We start from the raw sequence: 17,264 nt of genomic DNA, 5'->3' as shown, positions 1-17,264 counted from the left end.
GGCGGCTAAGAACCGCCCAGCCGGGAGGCCCGCTCCACCGACAACTCGTGAGCCAGCAGTTCGGCGAAGGTGAAGGTGCCGGTAGGCCGGTCGTTCTTGCCGAGCAGGTAGAGCCGCTTGACCGCGGCGAGGATGCCCTCGGCGATGGCGTCTCGGGTCTGCGTCGAGATCAGCATCGCCTGGTCACGCGGATTGGTGATATAGCCGACGTCGACCTGAACGGTCGGCATCCGGGTCAGCCGCAGCAGGTCCCACGTCCGGCCATGCGTGCGGCAATCCCGTAATCCGGTGCGAGCCACCACTTCTCGCTGAATGAAGTCGGCGAGGTTGCGGCCGATCGTCGAGACGGAACCGTGCGAGTTGCCGAAATGGAAGGAAGCCACGCCGTTGGCCGACGGGCTGCGCTGGGATTCGCAGCGCAGGCTGATCATGAGGTCCGCGCCGACGTTGTTCGCCGTGGCGGCACGTTCCGTGTCCGACGGGCTGCGATTGGTCGGCCGGGACAAGAAGGTTTCCATACCGATTGCGGTCATCCGGCCCTCGAGTCGGCTCGCCAAGTCCCACAACACATCTGCTTCGCTGACGGGTCCGGTCGGCGCCTGCATGATCAGTCCGTGGTCGGTGCCGCCGCGGCCCGGATCGATGATGATCCGCTTGCCCGACAGTTTGGGCCCGGACCGGCGGACCAGCTCTTCCTCGCGGATGGCGTGCGGTGAGCCGCCGCTGACCCGCGAGCTCAGAAAGTACAAGGAACGCAAGGTTTCTGGGCCGCAGATGCCGTCGGCGGCGAGCCCATACTCACGCTGGTATGACATCAAAGCGTTGTGGGTCTGCAAGCCGAAGTGGCCGTCGACCAGGCCGGTGTAGAAACCGAGGTCCTGCAGCCGGGCCTGCAGGGTTGCGACGTCGTCGCCATAGAGGGGCGCACCGAATTGGTGATACAGCGTGCGCGCGCCGAGCCGGTACGAGGCCTCTTTCAGCGCGCGGTAGGTGGCCTCGCCGACGACGCCGTCCACCAGCAGCCCGCGATTCTGCTGGAAAGCGCGCACCGCCTGATCGAGCTCGGCGTCGAAGACCTCGAGGGCCACATGCCGGCCGGTCGCCATGTCTTCGTCGGGATTGTCCAGCATCCCCAGCGTGGCCAGCGTAGCCCGGATCTCGGTCACGGCAGCGCTGCGGTCACCACAGCGCAGCGCGTCGCCGTCTTCGCGGCGCGGACTCGGCATACCAAGGGCCCTCCGGGACAAGGCTGAATACGGGCAACAGCTAGCCGTTATTGTCGCAGACGCTTCTCAATTTTCGGAAAACCCCAGGCTGAGCGAGGCGCGCGGCGTGGCGAGGCGGGTAACGCCTCAGGTGAGGTTCGGTACCGCGTCAGAGAGCTCGCGCAGCAGCGCCGCCTTGCCCTTGGCGCCGACGATTCGCTTCACCGGTTGGCCGTCCTTGAACAGGATCATCGTGGGGATCGAAACCACCTGGAAGTCGCGGGCGGTTTCCGGGTTGGCATCCACGTCGAGCTTTGCGACGGTGAGCTGTCCGGCTCGCTCGCTGGCGATTTCTTCGAGAACCGGCGCGACCATCTTGCACGGGCCGCACCACGTCGCCCAAAAGTCAACCAGCACAGGCGTATTGCTCGACAGCACCTCGGTAGAAAAGGACGCGTCGGAGACTTCTATTGTGGCGTGGGCTTTTTCGGCGTCGGTCATCGTGGTGCTCCAATCAATGTGTCGGTACCTTCGGCTTTTGCTTCATGCTCGGCCAGCCAACGCTCGGCGTCGATGGCCGCCGCGCAGCCGCTGCCGGCGGCGGTGATGGCCTGCCGGTAGGTGCGGTCCACCAGGTCGCCGGCGGCGAACACGCCGTCCAGCGAGGTGCTGGTGGTGCGTCCGTGCACCAGTACGTAGCCGTCGGGATCCACGTCGACGACATCGCGCACCAGGCCCGAGCGCGGCTCGTGACCGATTGCCACGAAGACGCCGGTGACCGGAAGGACCGACTCTTCGCCGGTTACGTTGTCGCGCAAGCGCAATCCCGTCACCGTCGTGTCGCCCTCGACGGACATCACGGCCACGTTGGTGACGAACTTGATCTTCTCGTTGTTGCGGGCGCGGTTCAGCATGATCTTGGACGCCCGGAACTCGTCGCGCCGGTGCACCAACGTCACGCTGCTGGCGAACCGGGTCAGGAAAAGCGCTTCTTCCATCGCCGAGTCGCCGCCACCGATGACCGCGATGTCCTGGTCGCGGAAGAAGAACCCGTCGCAGGTGGCACACGAACTCACCCCGCGGCCCAGCAATTCCTGTTCGCCGGGGACCTGCAGGTAGCGCGCCGCCGCGCCCATGGCCAGGATGACGGCCCGGGCCCGATGGGTTTCGCCGTCGGCGGTGACAACCGACTTGACCGGCCCCGTCAGCGAGACCGACTCGACGTCTTCCATCCGGAGGTCCGCCCCGAAGCGCAGCGCCTGCTCCCGCATCTCTTCCATCAGTTCCGGTCCGGTGATGCCGTCGCGAAAGCCGGGGTAGTTCTCCACCTCGGTGGTGGTCATCAGGGCGCCGCCGAAGGCGATGCCCTCGAAGACGAGGGGCTTCAGCTGCGCGCGGGCGGTGTAGAGGGCCGCGGTGTACCCGGCGGGACCGGAACCGATGACGATGACGTCGTGGACGGTGTCGTGGGTGTCGTCAGCAGGGGTATCGGCAGTCATTCGAGCCTTTCGGGTGCGGAAGCTACGACTACGAACGCCAGCGTAGGCGCGGGTGTTCCCGGGGTGCTGGGCACCAGACTAAGCGGATGGCGGCGACCCGCCGCGCCCGGCTGCGCCGCGCGTGCGATCACCGCTAGGGCCGCCGGACCTGCGTGTTGGCCAGCAACCCGGTGTCGGCGGCGCTGCAATTGAGCGCCACCGCGACGACCGCGAGGTCGTCGGGCGTGTCGCCGGGCAACACCAGCAGCACACCGGGGCGGGCGTTGATGTCGACCTGCCGCGCGCCGAGCACCCGGGTGGACGCCGGGTAGCCGAGTCCGCTGAGGCAGGACGCACGCAGCGAAGGGTCGCCGAGCGGACCGTAATCGGGACTCTTCGTCAGCAGTCCCAGGATCTCGGCCTGCGACAGCGGAATGGCCATCGGAGGCGTCGACACCGTGATGTGCTCCGCGGTGGCCGGGGTGCTGGGGGCGGGCTCGGGTGTGTTGAGCAGCGCCGCGGTGCCCACCCCGATGGCCGCGAGCGCCGCCCCCACGCCGGCCACGCCGGCGGCCAGTCGGGCGGGGCGCATATGCGGCCGGGCCGAGTGGGCGACACCGACCCGGTCACGGCGTTCCTCTGACTTCAGCGCCGCCGAGATCCGGGCCGTCACCTCGGGCGGCACGTCAGGCGCGCACGTCGTGTCGGCACCGAGCGTCGCCACGTCGCACCGCACCTGGTTCAGGGTGCGCAGCATGCTCTGCGCCTGCGGGTCCTCACGTACCCGTTTGCGCACGCGGGCCGCGGAATCGTCGTCGAGCAAACCGGCCTGCAGGTCGGCCAGCAGCTCGACCGTCAGGGGCGGCTCGGCGGCATCCTCTTCGGGTTCACCCATCCGCCCCAGTGTCCGTCATGCGCTGCTTGACGGCCATGGGTGGGGCCAGGTCGGGACCGGCGTTGAGGTAGCCGAGCAACCCGGCGAGGCGGACGCGGGCGCGGGAGCATCGGCTCTTGACGGTGCCCTCGGCGATGCCCAGCAGCGCGGCGGTGTCGGCGACCGAGTAGCCCTGCATGTCGACGGCCACCACCGCCGCCCGTTGCTCGACGGGCAGGCGCATCAAGGCCCGGTGCACCGCGATGGCCGTCTCGACCTGTGCCGTGCGATCGGCGACCGGATAGACGTCCTCCAGCGGGGCGGTGGGGTGCGCCTTGGTGCGGCGCAGCCGGTCCAGGCAGGCGTTGATCACGATGCGGTGCAGCCAGCTGCCGACCGCCGCGTCGTGCCGGAACGAGCCCGCGCCGCGGTGCGCCGAGAGCATCGCGTCCTGCAGCGCGTCTTCGGCGTCCTCGCGGGTCCGGGTGGTGAGCCGGGCCAGGCGGTGCAGCTGACGTTGGTGGCGGTGGAACAGCTCGTCGAAGGCGCGGCGGTCGCCGGCGACGTGGGCGGCCAGCAGCTCGGCGTCAGTGCGTTCGCTTTGGCTCTTACCCTCGAATTCCCCGCCCCCGAGACCCACGGCCGGACACTAACCAATCGGGGGTCGCGCGGCACTTCACTCACGCGCGTTCTGTGAGCGCCGTCAGGAGGCGGCCTGAACGGTGATCTCCGACAAGCCGGCCTGGCTCTTGCCGCTGGTGGTTCCCAGGGTGGAGATCCACACCAGCAGGTTCGACGTCGGCGCGCCGGACCGGACCGGTATGACGTTATGACCGGGCTTGAGCGTGAAGGCCGGCGCCAGCACGGTGGTGTCTTCCAGCTTCGATGGCGACGCCGTGGATGACGAGCGAATCTCGACCTTCGTGCCCGTGCTGGGCGTGTCGATGGTGACCTGGCCGACCACGGTGGGCTTCGGCAGCTGCAGCATCAGCCCTTCGCCCTGCTTGAAGCTGGGGAACGGAACGGCATCGGTATAGACCTCTGTCGCCCAAGCGGTGGACGGGTCGCCATCGATCGCCTGCCCGGCCGTACCCGGGTTGTCGGGGTCGCCGTCCGGGGAGAACACGCTCGCCTTCGTCGGTTTGACGACGCTTCCGGCGGCCGCGGAACTGGGGGCCGACGATGACGCCGACGACGGCCCGTTCAGCCCCAGCTCGTCTTTGTTGAGGCCCCCGACATTGCCGAAGATCTTGCTCACCACCGACGCCAGGACCAGCAGGGCCACCACGATGACGGCGAGGGCGGCGCCGACGCCGATCAGCACGTTGCGGCGCCGGCGCGCGAAGGCCGCATACTCGCGGCCCGTGGCGGGCCGGGCGGCGGGTGGTGGCGGCGAATCGTCGATCGGTCCGAGCACCTCGGTGCGGTCGGCCACCGCGGTCGCCTGCTGTAGCAGGTTCAAAAGCGTTGAGGCGCTGCGTATTCCGCCATCTTCCTGGACCGCGCGCACGGCAACCGCGGAAATCTGGAAGGGGATGTCGCGGTCGATGACCATGGGCTCGACGGGGGTGCCCGCCGAATCCCGCTCGGCCTGCGCCAGCCCGCTTCGCACCCCGGACTCCGGCAGGGGCCACCGGTTGACCAGGAGGGCGTAGAGCGCGGCGCCGATGCCGCGGATGTCGTCTTGCGGGTTGGCGTCGGGCATGGTCGCGGGGTAGGCCAGCACGACGTCGCCGTCGATACTGACGCGCACCCGGTTGGGGTGGTCGATCGATAGGGCGACGCCGGCGCGGTGGGCCGCGTCGGCGGCGGCGGCCAGCGATTGCATCGCCCGGACGGCGCCGATGGGCGACGGGGAGGTGTCGGCCACCTCCTGCAACGAACCGCCGCGGATCCATTCGGAGACGACCAGGCCGCCGGACCCGGAGTGCACCACGTCGAGCACCCGGGCGATGCCGGGCTTGTCGATGCGGCTCAGCCGCAGGGTGCGGGACAGGATGTCTTGGAGCACCTCGTCGGGCAGCGCCCCGTCCGGGTCGACGAAGGTCAGCGCGACCTGGCGGTCCAGCGCGGTGTCCAGCGCCTGCCAGAACTGCAAGGGCGGTGCGCCGCCGTGGAAGACCAGCAGCCGATACCGGCCATTGGAGATGCGGGCGCCGGGAACAAGGTGGACATCCTCCGGCGGCCCGGATTCACCGACCCGGTCGTGGGGGGCGTCGAATGCGCTTGCGCCGCGGGGGTTTTCGCTCGAGACAGCGCCGTTCAGCCGGTCGGCGGCGCGCGGCGCCGGTTCGCGCGGAATGTCGGGCTGGAAGTCGTCGGCGACGGGCCGTGGCCGGTCCGGGGGTGTCTCGGCGCCTGACCCCAAGCCGGATCCAGCGCTGGATGCGCTCTCCACTGGGCGGTCGGTCACCTCCGGTCCTTTCGCTATGCGGGTGTTGGCTACCCGCTCCGGAGGCCTGCGCCGGATCGGCTCCTGGACCGCATCGACCCCCGGCGGGGACGAATTCCTCTGCTCAGGGTACGTGACGCGGCCCTGCCGAGACGATCCCTCCGGTGCAGCCGGTTTGCGGGCCGGTGGCTGCGCGATCCGATTGCCGCCGAGGACCGGAATTCGGCGCCTGATGACGGCCAGCGCCGCGTCGGCCTCGGGCACGTGCGCGCGGACCATAACGGTCGCCACGATCGGCAGCATGATGGCCCCCAACACCAGCAAGCGCAGCAGCGAACCGGCGCCGCCGTGCGCCGTGAGCCGGCTCAACCCCAGCAGCCGATCGGCCACATGCGCGACCAAACCGGCCAACATCGAGGCGACGATCGTCACGAGGATCGTGCGCATCGCACCCACGCCGATCAGGTGCCCGCCGTTGGGCAGCAGCGCGCGGCGTAACAGGTAGTAACCGACGATCGCGCCGGCCAGGAAGCCGGCGCCGTTGGCCACGCCGAGGAACCCGGCCACCAGCTTCGGATCGCCGGTGAGGTGGGGAGCCAGCACCGAGCCGGCGATCTTGACGGCGGTGATGACGAGGATGATCACGATCGGCATCCAGGGCTGCTCGCGCGCATAGAAGACGCGCAGCTGCAAGAGCACCAGTCCGTAGGGGATCAGCGTGAACGCCGACAACGCGATCGCGACGCCCAGGTAGCCGGCGTCGACCCCGCCGAAGTGTCCGTAGGCGAACAGCGCACTGCCGATGGCGGGGCCGCCGACGGTCATGAACGCCACGATCGGGATCAGCGTGATCAGCGTCAGCCGGGTGGCCAGCGACAGGTCGGCGAGCACGGCCGTGGTGTCGTCGGCCGCGGCGTTGCGGCTCAGCCGCGGCATCACCACGGTCAGGACCGTCACGCCGATCATGCCGAACGGCAGCTGCAGGACCAGCCAGGTGTAGTTGTAGATCGCCGGACCCGAAGCCGCCGCGGTGCTGGCGATCTGGTTGCCGATCACCAGACCGAGCTGGCTGATCAGCACGTAGAGCACCATCGCCGCGGCCATCGTGCCGAATCGCTTGAGGCGTTCGTCGATTCCCCACAGCGGGCGCAGGCTCACCCGCTGACGCTTCAGCGCCACCAGCAGCACCCCCGTCTGCGCGAACACGCCCAGGGTGGTGCCGATGCCGAGCACCAGCAGCTTGGCGTTGCCCATCCGCACCGGGTCGACCGAGAGCTCGCCGGGGACGGCCAGATACACGCCCAGGGTGGCCAGCGCCACCACGTTGTTGACGACCGGCGCCCACGCCGTCGGCCCGAACACGTTGCGGGTGTTCAGGATCGCCATGAACACCGAGGTCAGCCCGTACGCCAGCACCTGCGGCAGCAGCAGGTAGGCGAACGCGGTGGTCAGCGGCTCATTGACCTGCGGGGCGCGGCCCAGCATCAGCCGCACCAACAGCGGGGCGGCCAGCACCGACAGCGCCGTGGCGAGCACCAGCAGCGCGGTCGTCAGCGTGACGAGGCGCCGCACGAACGCCGCGCCGCCGTCGGGGTCGCTTTGCTCGGCGCGCGCCAGCACCGGCACGAAGATCGCGGTGAACGTCGCCTCCAGCACGAGCGCCGCGACCAGGTTCGGCAGCTGATTGGCCACCGAGAACGCGCTGGACAGCGCGGCACCCAGGATGGCGGCCAGCACGACGATCCGCGCGAACCCGGTGATGCGGCTGATCAGCGTGGCGAACGCCATCGCCCACGACCGCGAGACCAGGGCGGCGTCGGACAGCTCGGGCCGTCGTCGCGCCAGCTCCGGCACCGGTGGCAGCGGACCCGTCGGCGGACCGGGGCGGATCCGGCGCGCAGACGGTGGCACGCGGTGCGGCTGCCGCGGTGCCTGGGCCTGCGCGTGACGAGGGGCGGGGCTCATACTCTGTGCTGATCGACGCGGTCGTCGATCTCGTTGCGCAGGTCGGCGGGGCCGGCGTGGGGTGGGTCCGGGCGGTCCAGGTCGGCGGGGTCGGGCTGGCCGCGGAACCGGTGCCACAGCCGGCGTCCGGCCAGTAGCACCAGCACCGCCGCGGCGGACAGAGTAATGGCGAACAGCACCTTGCCGTAGGCGTTGGAATGGACCGACAACCGAACCGGGTCGCCCAGCCGCATCCCGTCCGGGGTCCGCAGCGTCACGTCGACGGCGACGCGCTGGGTGAAGTTGACTTCGATCGGCACCCGCAGTGGCAGGTATCCGGGCGGCAATTCGATCTGGCCGACGTCGGTTACCCGCATCCCGGGCGGGGCGTCGACCTGCAGCCGCACCCGGATCGGAACGGCCAGGCCGTTGTGCAGCGCCAGCGGCAGCGGGCTGTGCTCGGTGGCCAGGGTGTAGGAGCCGCCCGGGTTGACGATCGTGACGGCGCCGAACAAGTCGTTGATCGTCTTGCCGACCACGGCGAGGCGCTCCTGGGCCAGCCCGTTGCGGGTGTCCGGCGGTTCGGATTGGCTCAACGCGCGCAGCATGTCCTCGCGCAGCGGCGCCGTGTACTGGACGCCGGTCAACCCGGTGCGCTCGTCGGTGCTCAGCGCGGAGGTCAGCCCCCACAGCCGGCCGACCTGGCCCGCGATGCCGCCGGTCACGTCGTCGCTGATGCGGCCGCGCGCGGAGCCGTCGAGGCCCGCCTGCTGGGCCGGCTCGGCGGGGGCCTTACCAGGCTGGTTGGCCTCCGCGATGACCGCCGGCAGCGGTCGCGGCACCGCCAAACCGGACCGGATGGTGGTGGCCAGCGCGGTGAGGATGACCTGCGCGTCGTCGGCCCGCAGGCTCCATGTCGCGGGCGGGACCAGGAGCTGGGTGCGCGGCGCGGCGTCGCGCTGCAGGGAATGCCAGAAGATGGAGCCCAGCGCGTCCTGGCGCCGGGCGGTCTCCGAGTCGTGCGAGAGCCGAACGGCCAGGGACGAGTCCAGGTAGGTGGGGGCGACGGGATCGTTGCCGGCGCCGGCCAGCGCGGCCCCGACGGCGGGGTCGAACGGCGCGACCAGCACCTGTGGCGAGAGCCGTCTGGGCGCGGTGTCGACGGCGGCGCCGGTGTCACTCGTCTGATCCTGGGCGGAGAGGTTGCCGGCGGCGATCGCGACCGTGCTGTCGTTGGCGCTGAGCAGGCTGACCGCGCGGTCCGTCAAGGGGCCGTCGGGCAGCAGCGTGGCCCCGCCGGTCGACTGGACGTCGAGGATCCGGTCGACGATGCCGCCGACGCCGGTGGTGGCGGTCGTGCTCAGCCCGGGGTCGTTGACGCGCTGCAGGGCGTCCAGGTCGGCTTGGGCGTAGGGCAGCGGCGCCACGCAGGTGTGGTGGGCCAGCGTGCGCAGCCGGTTCAACCACTCGGTCGCGGCGGCCTGGCCGGTGCCCGGATGCGTCGGGGTGCCCGGTAGCTGGGCGGGGCCGTCGGGCGAATTGGACACCACGTAGCCGCCGGTCATCGCGTTGACGGTGACCAGCAGATCGGGATCGACGGCCAGGCACAGCGCGTGGCTGACGGCCCCGTCCGGGTCGACGTCGTGGCTGGTGGCGACCTCGGCCGCGGACAGCAGGATGTCGAGCCGGCCGCCGGTGGCCAGCGAGGTGGCCAGGTCGTCGTCGACCAACCGGACCGGGATGGTGCCGCCCGGGACGCCGGGGGAGAGGCGCGGCCGGTCGGCCAGCGGCCACAGCATGGTGATCAACACGGGTTTGGAGGTGTCGGGCGCGACGGCGGAGTTCACGTCGTCGGCGTGGTCGGGCGGCACGCCTACCACGGGCAGCAGGAACCGCGCGTTGTCGAGCCGGGCGGGGGCGCCGTAGTCGGGTGTGCCGTTGACGTTGACCAGGACGGGATAGATCCCGGGCTTCTCCATCCCGAACGACGGCTTGTTCGTCGAGCGCAGCGGGGCCGACAGGGTGAAGCCGGCCTGCTGCCCGCGCTGCAGCTCGGGGGCCACCGTGAGGAAGTCGGCGGCCGGCTGGTACTGATCGGTGCTGCCGTCCAGCGAGGTGCGCAGCGCCGCCGAGTCGGCGACCGCCGGCGCGTGCTCGAGCCGGACCATGACGTCGCGGACGGGGCGGTCGCCGATGTTGGTGACCATGCCGCTGACGGTGACGACGGGCGGGCTCGTCGTGGTGACCACGTCGGGGGTCACCTGATCGATGCGGACCCGGACGAACGGCGTATCCCCGGGCTCACCCGCGGCCACGCGCGGGGCGGGTCCGACGAGCGCCGCAGAACCGGCCACGATGGCAACCACTGCGGCGAGGCGCAACAAGCCGGTCCAGCAGAGTGGCGGCGACGTCACGGCCCGGGCCCGTGACCGTTCTTCCGGCCCGCGACGCGCTTGTCTGAATGCCGGGTACGCGAATGCGTCTGCGGGTGCCGCCGGGGCGTGCTGGGTGGCAGCGACGGAAGCGCGTCGAGACCGTCGTTCTGCAGCTTGTCGATCAGCTCGTCGGCCACCTGGGCCAGCCGGCGCTCGTCGGCGTAGGCCAGTCGCGACGGCAGTTCGTGGATCGGCACCCAGGCCACCTCGGCCACCTCGAGGTCCTCGTCGGACAGCTCGCCGCCCGAGAAGCGCATCAAGTAATGATGCACCGTCTTGTGCACGCGGCGGCCGTCGGTGACGAACCAGTAGTCGATGCGCCCCAGCGCGGCCAGCACGCTGCCGCGGATACCCGTTTCCTCGGCGACCTCACGGATCGCGGTCTGTTCGGCGGTCTCGCCGACCTCGATGTGCCCCTTGGGCAGCGACCACAGCATCCGTCCGCGCCGGTCCACGCGACCGATCAGCGCGGCGACCTGCTCGTCGCGCGGGCCGTCGATACCGTCGATGACCAGGCCACCGGCGGACGTTTCGTGGACGGTCTTCAGTCGCTCCGGCACGCGGCGAGGCGGGCGGGGTCGCCGCGGTTTGGTCGCTGGAGCGTCGCCGTTCGTGGGGGTGTCGGTGGGATTCTCCGCCGCGCCGCCGACGCCACGACGCCGGCGGCGCCCCCGGCGGCGACGTGGTCTGGCTTGTTCGGCGTCGGACACCCAAGCGATAGTAGCTGGCGGGGGTCCTTCTTCAGGACATACTCGCCGCTGGGCCGCCGTGCGACGGCAGCGTCGGTGTCATGCGCGTCACCCGACTACGCTGATCGAACGTGCCTGACGCCGCCCAGGATGCCGAGCTGCTGACCGCCGCCGCGGTCGCCCTGAACAAGCACGCCCCCGTGCTGCGCGAGCTGGGTTCCATCTTCGACGCCGCCGGCCACGAGTTGTACCTCGTCGGCGGTTCGGTGCGCGACGCGTTGCTGGGCAGGCTCAGCCCCGACCTGGACTTCACCACCGACGCCCGCCCCGAACAGGTGCAAGAGATGGTCGGCCGGTGGGCCGACGCGGTGTGGGAGACCGGGATCCGGTTCGGCACCATCGGCGTCGGCAAGGGCGACTACCGCCTGGAGATCACCACGTTCCGCGCCGACGCCTATGACCAGGTGTCACGCAAACCCGAGGTGCGTTTCGGCGATCGCCTCGAGGACGATTTGGTGCGCCGCGATTTCACGGCCAACGCGATGGCCGTGCGCGTCACGGCGGCGGGCCCAGGCGAATTCGTTGATCCGCTGGGCGGTTTGGCGGCATTGCGGGAGCGCGCGCTGGACACGCCGGCGGCGCCGTCGGTGTCCTTCGGCGACGACCCGTTGCGGATGCTGCGCGCCGCGCGGTTCGTGTCGCAACTCGGCTTCACCGTCGCGCCGCGGGTGCGGGCGGCGATCGAGGAGATGGCCCCGCAGCTGGAGCGGATCAGCGCCGAGCGGGTGGCCGCCGAACTGGACAAGATGCTGCTCGGCGACGACCCGGTGGCCGGCATCGACCTGCTGGTGGAGACCGGGATGGGCGAGGTGGTGCTGCCCGAGGTCGGCGGCATGCGGATGGCCATCGACGAACACCACCAGCACAAAGACGTCTACCAGCATTCGCTGACGGTGCTGCGCCAGGCGATCGCGCTGGAGGACGACGGGCCCGATCTGGTGCTGCGGTGGGCCGCCCTGCTGCACGACATCGGCAAGCCCGCGACGCGGCGACACGAGCCCGACGGCGGGGTGAGTTTTCACCACCACGAGGTGGTCGGCGCCAAGATGGTCCGAAAGCGGCTGCGGGCGCTGAAGTACTCCAAGCAGATGGTGGACGACGTCTCGCAGCTGGTGTTCCTGCACCTGCGGTTCCACGGCTACGGCGACGGCAAGTGGACCGATTCGGCGGTGCGCCGCTACGTCACCGACGCGGGGCCGCTGCTGCCTCGGCTGCACAAGCTGGTGCGCGCGGACTGCACGACGCGCAACAAGCGCCGGGCCGCGCGGCTGCAGGCCAGCTACGACCGGCTCGAGGAGCGGATCGCCGAGCTGGCCGCCCGGGAGGACCTGGCGCGGGTGCGCCCGGACCTGGACGGCAACCAGATCATGGAGCTGCTCGGGATCCCGGCGGGCCCGCAGGTCGGCGAGGCGTGGCGGCATCTCAAGGAGCGGCGGCTCGAGCGTGGCCCGATGACGAACGAGGAGGCGACCGCGGAGCTGCTGTCCTGGTGGCGGTCCCGCGGGAACGAGTAGCGCCGGCCCCGCGTCCGAGTAGGCGTGGACTACTGCCTGGCGAATGATGATGGCGCAGCGGCCATCTGGAACGGCCAGCCCAACCTCGACTTGGACGGGGACGGCCGGCTCGACGCGATCGGCTTGGATCTCGACGGTGATGGGATGCAGGACGACGCGCTGGCGGATTTCGACGGCGACGGCATGGCCGACCACGCCGCCCTCGATCTCGATAATGACGGCAGACCCGAGGCGTGGTTTACCGACGAGGGCTCGGGCACGTGGGGAGTGGCCGTTGACCGCGGTGGGCAGCTGCGGTGGTTCGGGCTCGACGGTGTCGAGCACACCGGTGGTCCGCTCGTCGACTTCGACGGCCAGGGTCGGCCCGACGACCGGCTGCTCGACACCGACGGTGACGGAGTGGCCGACCGGGTGCTGTGCGCCGCCGACGGCGGGGTGACGGGGTACATCGACACCGACGGCGACGGCAAGTGGAACGTCAGTCTGACCGACGCCGACGGCGACGGGCTGGCCGACGGAGCCAGCAACTTGTAACCGCGCAAGGACTGAGTTGACCGGCAACCGAGGCGTTAATAGCTTTACAACGAGTCAAGAAGGGGGTTAGCGATGTTCGTCGACACGGACTTGCTGCACTCGGGGGCCGATCAGTCTCACCGCGCCGGCGGGCACGCCCGAGAGGGGGCCGACCAGCTGGCGCGGGCGCCCCTCGCGTCGGGCATGTTCGGCGGCTTCCCCGCGGCCGAGGCGTTCCGCGAGGCGGTGACCGCAGCGCAGGGGCAGCACGTCAAAAACTTGCAGGCTCACCACGAGACACTGACCGGGCTCGGCCACAACGCTCACTCCGCCGCCAACGGCTTCACCAACATGGACGACCGCAACGCTGCACAAGAGCGAGCGGTGCGATGGACTTCCGACACATCAGCAGCCGGGACCTGATAGCCGAAGCCGGCGGCGACCCCTGGGCGATCAACGCAAGCCTGCAGGCGGGGCAGCCGGCGCACATCGCCGCTTTGGCGCAGGCATTTCACGACGCCGGCCGGTGCACCGCGGAATCCGCGGCGGCCTTCGAGGAGGCGCGCCGCCGCTTCGAGGCGTCCTGGAATCGGGCGAACGGCGAGAATCCGATCAACGACCTCGCCGAAATGCGGCGCACTATGCAGTCCGTCGGTACCCAGTCCCTGCAGCTGCCCAAGGTCGGCGCGGACTTGGAAAGCGTCGCGGCGGCCCTGGCCGAAGCGCAACGCGCAGCCGCACAGGAGATCTCGGCCTTGGAGGATCGGCTGCGGCAGGTCGACGATCTACTGGGCCAGGCGCTGACTCTCGAGGGCGACATCGGGCTCACGGCGGAGGATCGATCCGCGCTCGACGCTCTGATCCGCACTCTGGAGCAGGAAGCCATTGACGACACCGCGGCGGCGGTGGGCCGGCTGCGGTCCGAACGCAGCAACTACTCGCGGTCCTTGGACACGTCGCTGACCACCTTGCGCACCGACGGCTACGCCCCGACGGTTCTGTACCTGGTGGACGGTTCGGAAGCGGGGAAGCCCGACGCGTCCGTGCCGATTCCCCCGCCGGAGTCGAGCGCCGACGAGGTCAACCGGTGGTGGCGAACGCTCGAGCCTGCGCAGCGAAGCCGGTTGATCGCCGACCATCGACCAGAACTGGGAAACCTCAACGGTGTTCCGGTCGCCGCGCGGAGCGCGGTCAACCAGGCGGTGATGGGCGATGACCTTCGTCGCGTGGAGGACGTTGCCGCGCGGAACGGCGTGTCGGTGGCCGAGGCGGTCCGCTGCCCCGGTAACTACGGACTGACGTCCCTCGCGAGCACCCGTTACTCCAATGCTTGGCGCACCCAGCAAGGCCTGAAAGCCTCGGAGGCCGCCCTGGGGCAGACCCGTCCGGAGGTATTTCTGTTGAAATATCAGCCCGAGGCGTTCGGCGGCGAAGGCGCCGCGGCCATCGCTGTGGGAAACCCGGACACGGCGGCCAACACCGCGGTGCTGGTGAAGGGGGCCGGCGCTGGTGTCCGCGAGGGAACGCTCGCCAAGACGGAGGGCGTGCGGTTGTACCAGGAGTCCGTCCGCGCTGACGGGGGCAAGCCGACCGCGGTGGTGACATGGGTCGGCTACGACGCACCCGACAACTGGTACGACGCCGGCCTTCGGGAACCGGACATGGCGCGCGCCGGCGCGCAGACGTTGACCGCCGACATGAACGCTTTGACCGTCACCCACGAGGGTGCGCCGACACACCTGACCGTGGTCGGCCACTCGTATGGGTCCACGGTCGTTGCGGATGCGGCGACCTACGGGATGCACACCGACGACGCCGTGCTGGTCGGCTCCCCGGGCACCGATCTTGCGCATTCGGCGGCCGACTTCCATCTGTCTTCCGGCGGCCACCTGTATGTCGGTGCGGCCTCGGGCGACGCGGTCACCTGGTCGCCCGGCCGTGTGACCGGGCCCGGGCTCATCGGCCTGAACTTCGGCGGGCTGGGAGACGATCCTGCTGAGGACGGCTACGGTTCCACCCGGTTCAAAGCCGAGGTGCCGGGTAATGTCGCGAATCCGCTCTACGACCACACGCATTACTTCGACGAGGGGTCGGAATCGCTATTCAGCATCGCCGACGTGGTGTCCGGCCACGGCGATGCGCTGCGACACGACGGCATGACCGCGCGGCACCGCGGCGAATACGGCGTGGGCGGATGGGTCGACCCGGAAGTCGCGCGACCGGCGACGTCTGGGCATCGCCATTGACGCGGCTTATCGGGCTAGGCGTCGGCCTGGTCTGAAGTGACATCGTCGTGCTGGCGATTAGCCTTGATCAGGTGATGAATCCCCAGCCGCCTCCTGCGGCGCAGTGGACACCACCCGCGCAAATACGGAAGCCCGCCTCTGGTCGGCTTACTGCTGTCGGGTTGGTCGTCATTGGACTGATTGCGACGGCCGCACTCATTGTTGGCATCGTCGCTCTCACTCGACCGGCCACGGACGCCGCCGGCAAGGCTCCGACGCCCGCTACGCCGACCCCGAGCTTCACTCCCGACCAGGTCGCCGGCGCTAAAAAAGAGCTGTGTGCGGCCTATCAACTCGCCGCCCGCTCCGTCCATTTTGATACGAATTTGTCAGATAGGGCCCTCGCTCGCATTTCACTGGTTAATGGAGCAGGGCTGCTTGACGCGGCAGCGACCAATCCAGCGCTGAGTGCGAATGATCGCGATGCTGCACGAGCGCTGGCTTCGGCCTATCGCACTTCCAATGCAGTAAGTAGCGATACCGATGCTTCATCACCGCTATATCAGATGACGCTTGACGACATAACTAAAACTGACGCTGCAATGGCGGCGATCTGCCGTTAGGGACACGCCGTGGCTGTGCGCAAAATGACGGCATTGTAGGCCGGGACCGGATCGTCTTGTGACGAACTAGTGTCTGTTTAGGAGATTTGATGGGAGCTGACCTGCCGGCGGGGAAACACACGGCGGAGCTCATCGGCGCCTGGTGGCCGCAGTCGTCGGCCACTCTGAGAGCCGGTGCCGCGCATTGGAGAACGCAGCAGCAGCAGCAGGAACAATACGCACAGGATCTGCGTGGCCAGTGGACACAACTGGCGGCCCATAACCAGGGTCATACCGTGGACGATCTCGTCTCCCGCTTTCAACAGGGCGAGAAACACCACCTGGATTTAGCTGAGAAATACAAAGCGAAAGCCGACGCCTTTGAGAAGGGCGCGGATGCGATCGATAGTTTGCGCGAGGGTCTTCGAGGTATCGCCGACGATTACAATCAGCGAATTGCCAATGTTGAAAATTCGAAAGAGCCGGCACCGGTGAAGGCCGCGGAAATCGAGAACCTAATCGCCGAGGCCAACGGATTCGCCGCACATAAGTCAGCTGCAGCCGTGGCGGCAATCACGGATGCTATTCAGAGAATTCTCACCGCTGAAGGCCTGTCGATATCGCCGCAGGAATTCCTCAAGAATCAGGGGACAGGCCCGGGCGGTCAGCCGAAGGGTGCGATTGCAGATGCCGGCCCGCCGGCGGGCGCCCGCGGTGCTGGCGGCGGTACCACTGGCCATGGCGGCCCGCCGGCGGGTGCCCGTGGTGCTGGTGGTCGAACGCCCGGAGGCAGCAGCTACACGGCGGATGGGGGCCCGGTGGCAGGTTCGCATGGGGCTGGGGGCGAATCTGGAATCAGTGCGGGCACTGGCGTTCCGATTGCCGCCCCTCCTGGTGGTGGGCACCTCCCAGGTGCTCCAGCGGTGAGTTCGCCACTACCCGCGGGCGGTGGGCTCTCACCAGCTGCCAGCCTTGGGGGCCTCTCACCGAATCAGCTGGGGAACTCATTCGCCCAGGGGATGATGACGGGTCAGCCAGCAGCGGCGGGTGCTCATAACTTGTCGGAGGGGCTGGCCAACGCTGCTTCGTCGTCGTCGGCGCCACCCCAGGCTCCCGTCGCGCCCCCGTTATCCGCCCCGACGATTGGTGCTTCCGGTGTCGAATCCGCAGCCGTCGACCATGCCTCGGGCGCACAGGCCCCCGCCGCCTCCGGCGCACCACTGGCGTCGACGGGCGGGGCCTTGCCCGTCGCGGCAGCCATGCCGGTGTCCACCCCGATGGCCCCGGTCACTGGCGGCCCCGCCGCCCCGGCGGGTCCACTGCCCGCCTACGG

General features: G+C 69.6%; 15 protein-coding genes. 6 read left to right on the top strand and 9 right to left on the bottom strand.

What is annotated here, in order from left to right:
• Positions 1–5: 5 nt before the first annotated feature.
• The 8 genes from A5787_RS17730 to A5787_RS17695 form a co-directional block, all read right to left on the bottom strand.
• Positions 6–1,226, bottom strand: coding sequence for an N-acetylmuramoyl-L-alanine amidase (locus tag A5787_RS17730; protein ID WP_066969303.1), 1,221 nt, complete (start codon positions 1,224–1,226; stop codon positions 6–8).
• Between the two features lie 126 nt (positions 1,227–1,352).
• Positions 1,353–1,706: a thioredoxin gene (gene trxA / locus A5787_RS17725; RefSeq protein WP_066969301.1), complete on the bottom strand. Its 354-nt coding sequence runs from the start codon at positions 1,704–1,706 to the stop codon at positions 1,353–1,355.
• Positions 1,703–2,704 (bottom strand): thioredoxin-disulfide reductase, encoded by a 1,002-nt coding sequence (gene trxB, locus A5787_RS17720; RefSeq protein WP_066969299.1) that lies wholly within the window; start codon positions 2,702–2,704, stop codon positions 1,703–1,705. The genes trxA and trxB overlap by 4 nt, the downstream gene beginning before the upstream one ends.
• 133 nt (positions 2,705–2,837) lie before the next feature.
• Complete coding sequence (locus tag A5787_RS17715) at positions 2,838–3,578, bottom strand: hypothetical protein (protein ID WP_066969298.1); 741 nt, start codon at positions 3,576–3,578, stop codon at positions 2,838–2,840.
• The gene (gene sigM, locus A5787_RS17710; RefSeq protein ID WP_066969296.1) at positions 3,571–4,197 is read right to left on the bottom strand and encodes an RNA polymerase sigma factor SigM; all 627 of its coding nucleotides are present in this window, start codon (positions 4,195–4,197) and stop codon (positions 3,571–3,573) included. The genes A5787_RS17715 and sigM overlap by 8 nt, the downstream gene beginning before the upstream one ends.
• A 63-nt stretch (positions 4,198–4,260) precedes the next feature.
• A complete protein-coding gene (locus tag A5787_RS17705) occupies positions 4,261–7,737 on the bottom strand; it encodes a murein biosynthesis integral membrane protein MurJ (protein ID WP_369829135.1) in 3,477 nt (1,158 codons plus the stop codon).
• 173 nt (positions 7,738–7,910) lie between these two features.
• Entirely contained in the window at positions 7,911–10,307 is a 2,397-nt protein-coding gene (locus A5787_RS17700; RefSeq protein WP_066969294.1) for a hypothetical protein, read from the bottom strand.
• Complete coding sequence (locus A5787_RS17695) at positions 10,304–11,038, bottom strand: NUDIX hydrolase (RefSeq protein WP_066969292.1); 735 nt, start codon at positions 11,036–11,038, stop codon at positions 10,304–10,306. Before A5787_RS17695 ends, A5787_RS17700 begins: the two co-directional genes overlap by 4 nt.
• A 110-nt stretch (positions 11,039–11,148) precedes the next feature.
• Here A5787_RS17695 and A5787_RS17690 point away from each other — a divergent pair, with 110 nt between their 5' ends.
• The 6 genes from A5787_RS17690 (at position 11,149) to A5787_RS28235 (ending at position 16,858) form a co-directional block, all read left to right on the top strand.
• Positions 11,149–12,591 (top strand): CCA tRNA nucleotidyltransferase, encoded by a 1,443-nt coding sequence (locus A5787_RS17690; RefSeq protein WP_066969290.1) that lies wholly within the window; start codon positions 11,149–11,151, stop codon positions 12,589–12,591.
• 24 nt (positions 12,592–12,615) lie between these two features.
• A complete protein-coding gene (locus A5787_RS17685; protein ID WP_066969288.1) occupies positions 12,616–13,125 on the top strand; it encodes a pullulanase in 510 nt (169 codons plus the stop codon).
• A 72-nt stretch (positions 13,126–13,197) separates the two neighbouring features.
• Positions 13,198–13,527, top strand: a complete 330-nt coding sequence (locus tag A5787_RS17680; protein WP_066969286.1) for a DUF2563 family protein — start codon at positions 13,198–13,200, stop codon at positions 13,525–13,527.
• Entirely contained in the window at positions 13,494–15,350 is a 1,857-nt protein-coding gene (locus A5787_RS17675) for an alpha/beta hydrolase (protein WP_066969284.1), read from the top strand. Before A5787_RS17680 ends, A5787_RS17675 begins: the two co-directional genes overlap by 34 nt.
• Positions 15,351–15,421: 71 nt before the next feature.
• Positions 15,422–15,952, top strand: coding sequence for a hypothetical protein (locus tag A5787_RS27410; protein ID WP_197507227.1), 531 nt, complete (start codon positions 15,422–15,424; stop codon positions 15,950–15,952).
• 666 nt (positions 15,953–16,618) lie between these two features.
• Entirely contained in the window at positions 16,619–16,858 is a 240-nt protein-coding gene (locus tag A5787_RS28235; RefSeq protein ID WP_066969280.1) for a hypothetical protein, read from the top strand.
• Between the two features lie 124 nt (positions 16,859–16,982).
• Here A5787_RS28235 and A5787_RS28230 read toward each other — a convergent pair whose 3' ends face one another.
• The gene (locus A5787_RS28230; RefSeq protein WP_156763998.1) at positions 16,983–17,222 is read right to left on the bottom strand and encodes a hypothetical protein; all 240 of its coding nucleotides are present in this window, start codon (positions 17,220–17,222) and stop codon (positions 16,983–16,985) included.
• Between the last annotated feature and the right edge of the window lie 42 nt (positions 17,223–17,264).

It is taken from the genome of Mycobacterium sp. 852002-50816_SCH5313054-b (assembly GCF_001667185.1).
Lineage (GTDB): Bacteria > Actinomycetota > Actinomycetes > Mycobacteriales > Mycobacteriaceae > Mycobacterium.
This window is presented reverse-complemented; position numbering and strand designations above follow the sequence as displayed.